10 protein-coding genes are annotated in these 9,319 nt (G+C 57.5%); 7 read left to right on the top strand and 3 right to left on the bottom strand.

The features are described from left to right. The first annotated feature begins 48 nt into the window (after positions 1 to 48). Positions 49 to 420, top strand: coding sequence for a hypothetical protein (locus tag JKG68_RS29280; RefSeq protein ID WP_202065614.1), 372 nt, complete (start codon positions 49 to 51; stop codon positions 418 to 420). Positions 421 to 641: 221 nt separating this feature from the next. Here JKG68_RS29280 and JKG68_RS29275 read toward each other — a convergent pair whose 3' ends face one another. Together JKG68_RS29275 and JKG68_RS29270 are read right to left on the bottom strand one after the other, a co-directional pair. After that, positions 642 to 935: an SWIB/MDM2 domain-containing protein gene (locus JKG68_RS29275; protein ID WP_202065613.1), complete on the bottom strand. Its 294-nt coding sequence runs from the start codon at positions 933 to 935 to the stop codon at positions 642 to 644. Positions 936 to 1,109: 174 nt separating this feature from the next. Beyond that, on the bottom strand, positions 1,110 to 1,472 hold the full coding sequence (locus tag JKG68_RS29270; RefSeq protein ID WP_202065611.1) for a hypothetical protein: 363 nt from the start codon (positions 1,470 to 1,472) through the stop codon (positions 1,110 to 1,112). A 43-nt stretch (positions 1,473 to 1,515) separates the two neighbouring features. Between JKG68_RS29270 and JKG68_RS29265 the strand changes: the two genes are divergently transcribed. Continuing rightward, complete coding sequence (locus JKG68_RS29265) at positions 1,516 to 1,992, top strand: hypothetical protein (RefSeq protein WP_202065609.1); 477 nt, start codon at positions 1,516 to 1,518, stop codon at positions 1,990 to 1,992. A gap of 403 nt (positions 1,993 to 2,395) precedes the next feature. Here JKG68_RS29265 and JKG68_RS29260 read toward each other — a convergent pair whose 3' ends face one another. Next, positions 2,396 to 2,635: a hypothetical protein gene (locus tag JKG68_RS29260; RefSeq protein ID WP_202065608.1), complete on the bottom strand. Its 240-nt coding sequence runs from the start codon at positions 2,633 to 2,635 to the stop codon at positions 2,396 to 2,398. 893 nt (positions 2,636 to 3,528) lie between these two features. Here JKG68_RS29260 and JKG68_RS29255 point away from each other — a divergent pair. The 5 genes from JKG68_RS29255 (at position 3,529) to JKG68_RS29235 (ending at position 8,112) form a co-directional block, all read left to right on the top strand. Then, a complete protein-coding gene (locus JKG68_RS29255) occupies positions 3,529 to 3,759 on the top strand; it encodes a hypothetical protein (protein ID WP_202065606.1) in 231 nt (76 codons plus the stop codon). 1,561 nt (positions 3,760 to 5,320) lie between these two features. Then, the gene (locus JKG68_RS29250) at positions 5,321 to 5,830 is read left to right on the top strand and encodes a Ros/MucR family transcriptional regulator (RefSeq protein ID WP_202065604.1); all 510 of its coding nucleotides are present in this window, start codon (positions 5,321 to 5,323) and stop codon (positions 5,828 to 5,830) included. Between the two features lie 991 nt (positions 5,831 to 6,821). Further along, complete coding sequence (locus tag JKG68_RS29245; RefSeq protein ID WP_202065602.1) at positions 6,822 to 7,061, top strand: BrnA antitoxin family protein; 240 nt, start codon at positions 6,822 to 6,824, stop codon at positions 7,059 to 7,061. 415 nt (positions 7,062 to 7,476) lie between these two features. Next, positions 7,477 to 7,764 carry a LuxR C-terminal-related transcriptional regulator gene (locus JKG68_RS34625; RefSeq protein ID WP_202065600.1) on the top strand — a complete coding sequence of 96 codons (288 nt, stop codon included), beginning with the start codon at positions 7,477 to 7,479 and terminating at the stop codon, positions 7,762 to 7,764. 78 nt (positions 7,765 to 7,842) lie between these two features. Further along, positions 7,843 to 8,112 (top strand): DUF7696 family protein, encoded by a 270-nt coding sequence (locus tag JKG68_RS29235; protein WP_202065599.1) that lies wholly within the window; start codon positions 7,843 to 7,845, stop codon positions 8,110 to 8,112. Positions 8,113 to 9,319: the final 1,207 nt, after the last annotated feature.

Genomic DNA, 9,319 nt, shown 5'->3' with positions numbered 1-9,319 from the left:
GGGACTTAAGGGCTGGGCGGGCTTCCTCTGACCTGGAGACAGTTGCTCATGGCGGATAAGCATTTCACCGACACGATCGAGGAGAAGTTGGCATTGATCTCGCCAACGCTGAAAGCCATCGAGTTTGGCGGGGATCAGCCCTACCTTCGCGAACTGCAGACGCTCCTCAGACAGCATCTGGCAAGCCTGGTTGTTCTGTTCGAGCGGGATCCTGGCCTGGATGCAGCAACAGCCGACCTATACGCAGCGGCGGCTGCCATTGTGCAGGACACCACACTTGCCTCTCAGCCCCTCGCCCGAAAACGCCGATTACTCAAGGAGGCTCAAGCACGCTTTCAGGAGCGCATTGCAGCGGCACGCCCAAACGGAAGAAGAGCTTGTGCCGCTTGGCGACAGAGCGAACTCTTCCTTGCGGCCTGAACCAAGCCCGGGTTTCGCATCAGCTACGCTGTGTACCGGAACCCACTCTCCTGCCCTCCTCACCAAAAGAGTTGCTGGTCCATTTCGCCTTGGCGAGCAATCGGTCACGGATTAGAGGGCTTGGGAAAGCAGCCGAATCAGGAGTTGTAGAGGCAACAGTTGAGGGCACGGCCGCCTCGTCAGAGCTGAGGCGAGGTGGCCGTGTTGCAGCATCGGTGACCTCAAGAGAGATGCTGGGCGAAGTGCTTGTTCATCTCGAACATGCTGACCTTGTCCTTGCCGCCAAAGACTGCCCGAAGCTTGTCGTCAGCCAGGATCTCGCGCTTGTTCTCAGGGTTCTGAAGATTGTTGGCCTTGATGTACTCCCACACCTTGCTCACCACTTCCGTGCGGGGCAGCGGAGAGGAGCCGACCACCGCCGCCAGTTCGGTCGAGGGCTGCAGCGGCTTCATCAGAGCCGGGTTCGGCTTCTTGGTTGCCTTTGTCTCAGCGTTGTCTTTCTTTGATGCGGCCATTGTCGAACTCCATTGTTCCGTCCCTCAACCCTGTGTGAAGGCAAGCTGTCGCGACTATGCCGATCAAAGAACTAACAGCCTCTTGACCTGGAGCGTCCTTACCAAGTTTCGACGACGGCCGGACAGAGCTGAGCCTGGAGGATCTGCTTTCCGTCCGGCCGATCACTGCGTTGGCTAGTTGCCGCCTGCCGATGACTTCTTGCGCGAGGGGGACCGTCTGCCGCTCTTCCGGCTCCCATCATTGCCGCGCTCTTCGCCCGACGACCCGCCGAGGGCGCTTGTTACAACCTCCCCGGCAGCTCCGATGGCAGCCGCTGCGACCTCTAGGGGAGCGGCAACGATCTCGGCGCCAAGGCTTCCCGCAGCTGACACGGCGTCTCTGCCCTGCTGTGTGTCGCTGCCCTGTCCCTGATCACCTGATAGTGGCTTCTCAAGCACGTTCGCGACCGCCCTGAGGGCCTCCGCCATCACGGACCGTGCCTGCTGCGAGGTGAGTGTGGTCTCAAGACTCGAGAGCCAGGACATCGGGTCCAGCATGCTGCCCTGCGTCCGCGAGGGAGATGCGGAGCGCGCCTGCGTTGTGGATCGTGACCTCGCTGCGCCCGAGGTCGAGCGTGCCGCGGTGCGCGATCCCGCGGAGGACCGGGCCTTTGCGGGAACAGCCTGGGACTTTGTCGCGGACCGCGAGCCGGCCATCGCCTTGGGCTGCGCACGTTTGGAAGCGCCAGCTTCCTTCTTCGCGGCCGAGCGGGAGACCGACTTCGATGCTGACTTTTCCGACGCCTTTCGGTGTCTGCTGGATTGTGTAGTCCCGTCCTTCTGTTTCGTAGCCATGGGCATTCCTTCATCTGCTGAGGCCGCACGCCGGCCGTGCCGAGGAACAGTGATCCTCATTCATAACAATGAAAACGTGGCTGTTCAGTTCGGTCAGCGCCAAAGGGCATGTTCTTCGGACAATCAGAGCGGAGGGCGAGTTGCGAAGGGACGGCTTCTAAAAGCGAACGTGACCTGCATGTCCGAAGCACCGGGCTTGGCCGACACCGCTGCATGTCGGTAGCTCCAGCGGCGAGCTCAAACCTGGCGTCCATAACGGATGCACCGGTGATCAGCCCGAGATTGCGTGACAGGTTGAGCATGCTGGACACAACACCTCGCTGGCTCTGGCTGATATCCGTCATGGCGGCCAGGCTTGCCTTCGACAAAGAAAAAGCCGCGCCCAGCTTTTGCTGTGTTCGCGGCTGATGTCCGTCTGTGCCCCTACGGAAGTTCAGGAAATCTGTTTGTGTGCTTGGATGAATGTCTCAATGAACGAGGCGAGTTATTAACCACGTTAGGAGGAGAGGCAATTCAGCTTGGTGGCTTAAGCCAAGGCAGGCCTATCGGCCTAAGCAGAAGTCCTTAGCGACGGCTGCGCGAGGAGGTCATGCAGGCGTGACGCGGGAGCTACCAATCCCCATAGTTTAGCTTGGCCTCCCCTCCCTTGCCGGGAGAGCGGCGTCAATGATCGTGATGAGCGCCTTGTGCCAGTCCTCGGCAGGTAAGGGGAGCTGCCCTGCCGAGCAACTAAAATGCTCCGCCATATCACCTAGCGTGGAGCGAAGGTGCCTGTTTTCCTCCTCAAGCTGAACCAGATGTGCCTTCTGGTGCGTATAGAGCTTGAAGTAGCCGTCCTCGGACCCTCGGCTTGTGCCTTCCGTCATATGCCGCCTCCTGGGCCGTCAGATCATTCACCACGTCTACTGTTCAGATATGAGCTCACCTCAGCTTGGCTTGTCTGACTGCATTTTTGGCAGTGCCAGGTGAGCACTCGAGATGAGAACGATCTCGGCAATATCGTTCCTGGAGATCGCGAAAGCGAGAGGTCCATAAGCATGACACACGCCTCCTGCCTGTTTGCAGGTTCGCAAGGTCACGGCCCTTTTGCCCAAACCATGGCGCTGATGATCTGATATGCGCAAAAAAGAACCCCAGGGGGTGGGGCTTCCTGGGGATCTCAGAGGGAGTTTTCAGAGTTGGTCAGTCAAGGAGCCTAAGCATCTTCAAGGGAACGGAGGGATACTAGGCACAGAGACAACATCGCCTGTCTGCTTTGAGTTCACCAGATCCCTCGAATTCTCCATGACGTCACAAGGAGCGGCACTCAAGGGATACCCTTCCTCATCACAGGATCAAGCATTTGCTGTGTCGCCGTCCGATCACCGACGGTGATTTGAGGCTGACGGGTACTCCCATCCCATCCAACCAAGAAAGCCCGTCAGCGATGATGGGGAGCCTTATGGCAACTGTGCGCAGATGAAGAAGGCGACGCTGGCTGCTGATAGAGCCGTAACCATGAGACCCTTGTCGATTGGCGAATGGGGCTTCGCTGCCCAATACAACAGTTGCTTGATCATGGTTATGCCCAGGGGATGAATTTGTTTTATGTTCATGCCTACCTGGGCCGATGAGTGCAGGGGATCAACTGCCAAGTCCATGGTTCCCGCAGATCGACGTCTACTGTTACCTGCGGGTGACACCGTGTACGACGTTCAGGGGACAGACGGGTTGGTGAGGGCAGGACAGAGTTCGATGCTTGAGCCGGGAAAGGGCTGTCATGAACGACTGGCTACCGGTCAGACTGGCACCACGGGACGGAACACCCGTAATCCTCTGGATCAAAGACGAGGAGGCAACGCCCACCTATCCGGTGACGGTCGGCGTCTGGGAAACCGATGACATCACACGACGGCGCTATTGGCGCGTCTTTGGAGCTCGCTACGGCACTCACATCTACTTCGACCAACACATTGTTGGCTGGAGGCCTCTCCCGCCTGATCATCCTTGAACGGGAGAATGTGGAGAGATGACTAAACAGCAGACAAAAGAAAAGCGCCCTGTCGTCTCACGAGGGGCGCTCTAGTTTCCGACCCGTAGGGGCAAATCTCGTGATCGGTCCCAGCAACGTAGAGAGTGGTAAAAGCTACACGCAAGCTAATTCTTAGCTATTTTGATCCATTACTACCTTTTAGGTAACCAATTAGAGTAGCAATTTAGGTTTGAAGTCATTCAATCAAATCAGATAATCCTAATCCACCCGTAGGGGCACTATGGGCCGAGGGCTGCGACTGATGACCGAACAACGGGTCCAGCGTGGCCCTTTTACCTTCTTAGGGCCTGCAGGGTGAAGCTATAGATCCCCATCCAAGTAGGTCAGGCAGGATAAAGCCATCATCAATGTGATTATAGTCACGATGATGTAGGTTTTTTCATACAAAGACATCTAAGGACCTCCCTAGAAACGACCTGAGGGTGATGCCTGGATAGTTAAAAAGGTCCAAAAATTCAGAGCTGAAATCTGAGCGGGGATTAGAAGAATACGCCTCGCGGAGTTCCCTATGCCGGCCCCTCGCCTGAAAGGGAGGGACCAAGAGCACCGGGGCCGCTCCTGATCCCTCAAGTCTGCGGATAGCTACTTCCTCTTGGGGCAACAAGAGAGGATCTGTCCGCCGGGTCAAGGTGCCCAACCTGCTGGGGGGTCGTCTTCGCCCCAAGGTCTGAAGCGAGGTCCGACCATCGCAACCGCTGCATAGGGCTTTGGGCTTGCTCAGTCCTTATGCCTCGATCCTTGCCAGAGCCCTCTTCACTGCTGTGGTGGTCCACTGTCCTCCTCTCGCAGTGGCGTGACCAAGCTCATTCAACCTGATCGCTACTGCATTGGGGCTTCCCACCTCTTGTTGATCCCTCCTGATCACAGAGAGGATGGCGTGGGCTGCGGGTCAGCCTTGCTGGATCTAACCACACTAGCCCTGGGCCGAGGTCCGAGGAACAGTTCGGCAAATAGGCCGCGCCCGCCTCCTGTTGCGAGCGCGGGCGCGGCCCCCGATCCGTAGTTTGCCCCTACGGAACTGAATTGGCTGCCGGTGTCCACCAACAAAGCAGCCTGACAATGCTGTGACACAGCAAGAACGGTCCAGCGCCGGGAGTTATTCCCTCTTGATTTGCGGTGATCACCTCAACGCTCCCCCACCTGCTCGAATGGCAGGAGCGCGTAGTGCAGTTCTGTGCCGACGGGAACAACGGCCAGAAGCCGGTACCGCTTCATGCAACATCTGAAATAAAAGCCCCACCGGCGTGAGCCGGTGGGGCCGACAAACAATCTGGTTAGATATAGTTACTCGGAACTGCAATGAGGCGGACCTTGGCTGGTAAACCTTGACAGGAAAATGACGTTCTACTTTCCCGAGGTTGGTGTTGGTCAGCCGGAGCTTCTCAGTGCCTGCACTCTCCCCTGCGCCAACTATCCCTCAGACCTTCAAGCCTTCGCTCCAGAATATGCTTGAACGGCTTGACCGCATGAAACGAGTGTACGATCTACCGCACCGCATCTTCCCAAGATTGGATGAGTTATGGATTCCCCTGAACAGCAGACAGCAGATCTTACCAGCATCACTGCAGGCGTTGTTTCATCTTACGTTGCCAACAACTCAGTTCACCGCGGCGATCTCCCTAACGTCATTGCAGCCGTCCATGCAGCCCTGCAGGGCCTGACAAGTCCCAAGCAGGCCGAACCTGAGAAGCCAGAGCCGGCCGTTTCCATCCGGAAGTCTGTCACGCCGGATCACCTGATCAGCCTTGAGGACGGCAAGAAGTACAAGTCCCTCAAACGCCATCTCGGAAAGTTGGGTCTGACCCCTGAGCAGTATCGTGCGAAGTGGGGGCTTCCGGCCGATTACCCGATGATTGCAGCCAACTATGCTGCGAAACGGTCTGAACTCGCCAAGAGCTTCGGCCTTGGCCAGATACGAAAAAAGACTGCCGCAAAAGCGGTTGCAGCGTTCGAGGAGACTGTCACGACACCTGCTGAGCCCCCTAAGCCGAAGCGCCGTGCACCTGCCAGGAAGAGGGCCGATGCGTAAGCTCCATTCAGGCTAAGCGCGTAAACAGCTTGAATTTGTGCGGACAGCGTACGCTTCGTACTCGGGCGGTTTCGTATGCGATTCAGGGGCATGTTCATGAAAGTGCTTGCAGCCATTCCCGCCCTGCTTGTGACCGGCGCTGCTCTGGCTGGATGCCAAATCGGCGACAGCCGGGGTGTCCTACCCCGCACGACAACCATTGCTCCACCTCCGTCAGCCCTCAATCCTGAGCAATCAGCATCGAAGACGGCGCTTGTTCAAGGTACTTCTTCACATACTCAGTCACCATCTGCATCTGATCAGGCGGAGCGCTCGGCGCCCGAACCATCAATCCAGCCTATCATGACAGGGCGTGGTGCTGGCGCTGGCTTTCGGTTCTGAGGCGTTATTGCTTCACCTGCCCACTAATGCTCTCCGTAACGTTGGTCGTCGCAAGGTCCTCCTCTGCCTCATCGGCCTCGTCCAGCAGATTGATTGTCTGAGTCGCCCAGACACTGTATTTGCGCATCGTCTATGGCCGGAGCTCCCGCGGCATCTGGAGAAGCTGCCGGGCGAACATCTCCGCCACTGGCGAACGGCCACTTTGGTTCGCCATGGCTTGGATCTGTGCCACACTGTCAGGCGTAACGAACAGATCGGCGAGGCCGTTTATGCTGCGGTGGATGTCACTTCCGCCGGAGCGTTTTGGTTTCTGAAATCTCCCGAGAGATATGAACCTGTGAATAGCCGGGAAAGGGCATTGCCCTGCCCTGTCAGCAAGGGTTGCTTCACCAGCATAGTTCCAGACCGCCTCCCGTTGCGGAAGCCTTTCCATGTTGCTGCTCGTTCGTCCGTTTATCCTGCTTGCCTGCACTGCTGTTGCATTCTTTACTATGGGCAGAACACCTGGAGCGATGAACCTGCGTCGGCAGGATCTCGACCTAGTAGCCACAACCCTCGCCGAGACGAATACAACGCACTAGGCGACCAACCCGTACCGGAGCAAACATCGATGTCGAAGCAACCAAGCAGATTCAGGGCAACGGGAGATTCACGCCAAGCTGCCGAGGCTGCGTTCAAGAAGGCGACGACCAAGCCTGCAGAACCTACGCCAAGGGCACCTTCGATCCCTGGCGCCAAGGAGATGGTGACTCTACGGATTGATCGGGACGTTCTCGATTACTTTCAGGAGGACGGGCCAGGCTGGCAGGATCGGATCAATGCCGCTCTTCGGAAGGCGGCCGGCATGTAGCCCTTTGCAGCTTCAGCAGACGGTCACGTTGCAACGCTCTTCCCTTTCGTGGCGTTAGCTTTTCGAGTTCTCAGCACATCAAAGGGGCTCGACTATGAACGTCTCAATCAAGCTGGACGACGAAGCAAAGCACACTTGGGCGGTTTACGTGAACTCGGTTTGCATAGCGCGAGGGCTCCCAAGAGCTGAGGCGAACAGGGTCCGCACCCAAGTGCTGAGTGGAGAACTCAAGCCTCCTCGGGACTAATGGCAGACCAATGTTCAGTCAAACCCGTTGGCATGACCTACTCCCGCGTTTGTCCCAGATCTTAAGACTCTGTTAATACCCCCGAAGCGGTATAGTATTGTCAGGCCTCCCCGAGATAAATCTTACAGCTTAGGTGATTTTCCTAGGTTAACAGGGCTGGGGCCGCTGGTGGCAAGGCTTAAGACAAAGATCGAATACTTCCATGACGAGGAACCCTCAGGCGCGGCAAACGAGAACAATTCAGAGTTCCGCCAGCAGCAATCCCAGGGCGCTGAGGCTATCGCTCGTCCACGCCAGAGCAGTACCACCCCGGCATTGTCAGCGCCGGAAGCCCAGGTCCTTGAATCCCTCCTCGCAGGCAAGCAGAGCAGCCACATCGCTGATGAAATGGACGGTGGCACCGTTGCGGTAAAGGAGCACATCAAATCCATGTTGCGGAAAATCAGGGGCCACTAGAGCCAACTTGATCGAGTACGTGTTGTCCTTCGTGACGCGGCGATTCTTTGCTCACCTTTCTCGTGCAAGATACGGGGCATGACCTACTCCCGCGACGCCACCACTGCCTCTGAGGTCACCAGCCAACACGTCAGCATCTGGTCTGAGGAATGGCAGCACGAATGCGAGGCCAAAGCTGTCCTGGCCATGTCCAAGACTGCGCGCGATGCCATCTTCGACCGCTCGACCGGCGAAGATGGCCAGCGGAAGGAGCACGGGGTGACTGCTATCCGACGGTCGAAGTCGGTCGAGGCTCTGAAGGGGCTTCAGGAAGCGCAAGGCCAACGCTTAACATCTCCAGCACGTTAGGCTCAGCAAACGACCTGCCTCCTGACAGCGTCCACTGCGCCTTGGACCGGCAGGCGCCCTCGCAAGGGATCTCAGCTCTATCTGCCCCGCTATAGCCGCATGCATTACTGAAACGCCCTGGCTATGAAGGCGGGCGGGCCTCACTGCCAGGGCGTGAGTGGAACTGTCTCAGATCCACGAGCCAATCTATTGATGAGCATGGTTGCCCGTCAACGACACCCGTGACAAATGGTTAAAACAGGAACGCGACAGCCGCGGCTGTCGCTAGAACTCTCAGCCAGGGCGTGCTGTCCGTGTGTCGAGGACCGAGGATTGCGAGCCCTACCCTAAGCAAAAGTCCCCTCGACGCTGAAATAGATACGCCCCGGCTGAGGGGATCGGGTTCGGGGATCCTCAACCAGGGCGTCTGCGGCTCGGCGGGCGAGACCGCATCGCCAAACTTGACCGTTCAACCGTGGCTTTTTCATGGGTCTGCCATTCCTCCCCGCAACTTGCGCCAATGCCTCACTAACCCTCTGGCACCATAAGTGTGCTACCATCTGAGTTCAAAACCTCTGGAACAGACCTATGCACGTTCTGACAATCGTTACTATCTTGGCTCTCGCCCTCATCTCCCAAGCGGCACATGCGCAGGGGCGAGCAATGACTGGATCGGCTCGAAATGGGACGGCAGCGAAGGCCTACAGCTCGGAGGAGAGTGCAGCCATGGCGACCGCTAACCGTAAGAAGGCTGAGGGCGTAGAGCGGGCCAGAGACGAAAGACTGAGAAAGGCTACAAAGGGCATTTGCATCGGCTGCTGACCGGGATCGCTGCTGGCCATTATGTTAAGGAGTACCTGACCAACAGAACTAAGGCTGCTTAGGGGATGAAGACCCACATCAGCAGAAGGCCAATCACGCCAATGGCTGCAATGCCTAACATAGCCAGCCGAGGGTGTTTATCCCCGAGCATGGCGGCCTCCTCTGATCACGTTGAGGCATAGGTAGTACGCTTGGAATGAGCTTATTCAGTGTCCATCGAGCAACATAGGACAGGGGCCGTGGACTTCTTTGCCCTGCCCTCGGGTAAACCAGACGTACTGACAGTAGTCGGGGATGCGGCGGGATCAGTTCTACATGATCGGCAGCATGGTTCACCTCGCGCGTAATGCTCTCCAGTATGTTCGCCCAAGCTGGGTCCGCTTCAGCCTCGTGGGCTTCATCGAGA

Origin of the sequence: Microvirga aerilata (assembly GCF_016743775.1) — a bacterium.
Classification (GTDB): Bacteria; Pseudomonadota; Alphaproteobacteria; order Rhizobiales; family Beijerinckiaceae; genus Microvirga; species Microvirga aerilata.
This window is presented reverse-complemented; position numbering and strand designations above follow the sequence as displayed.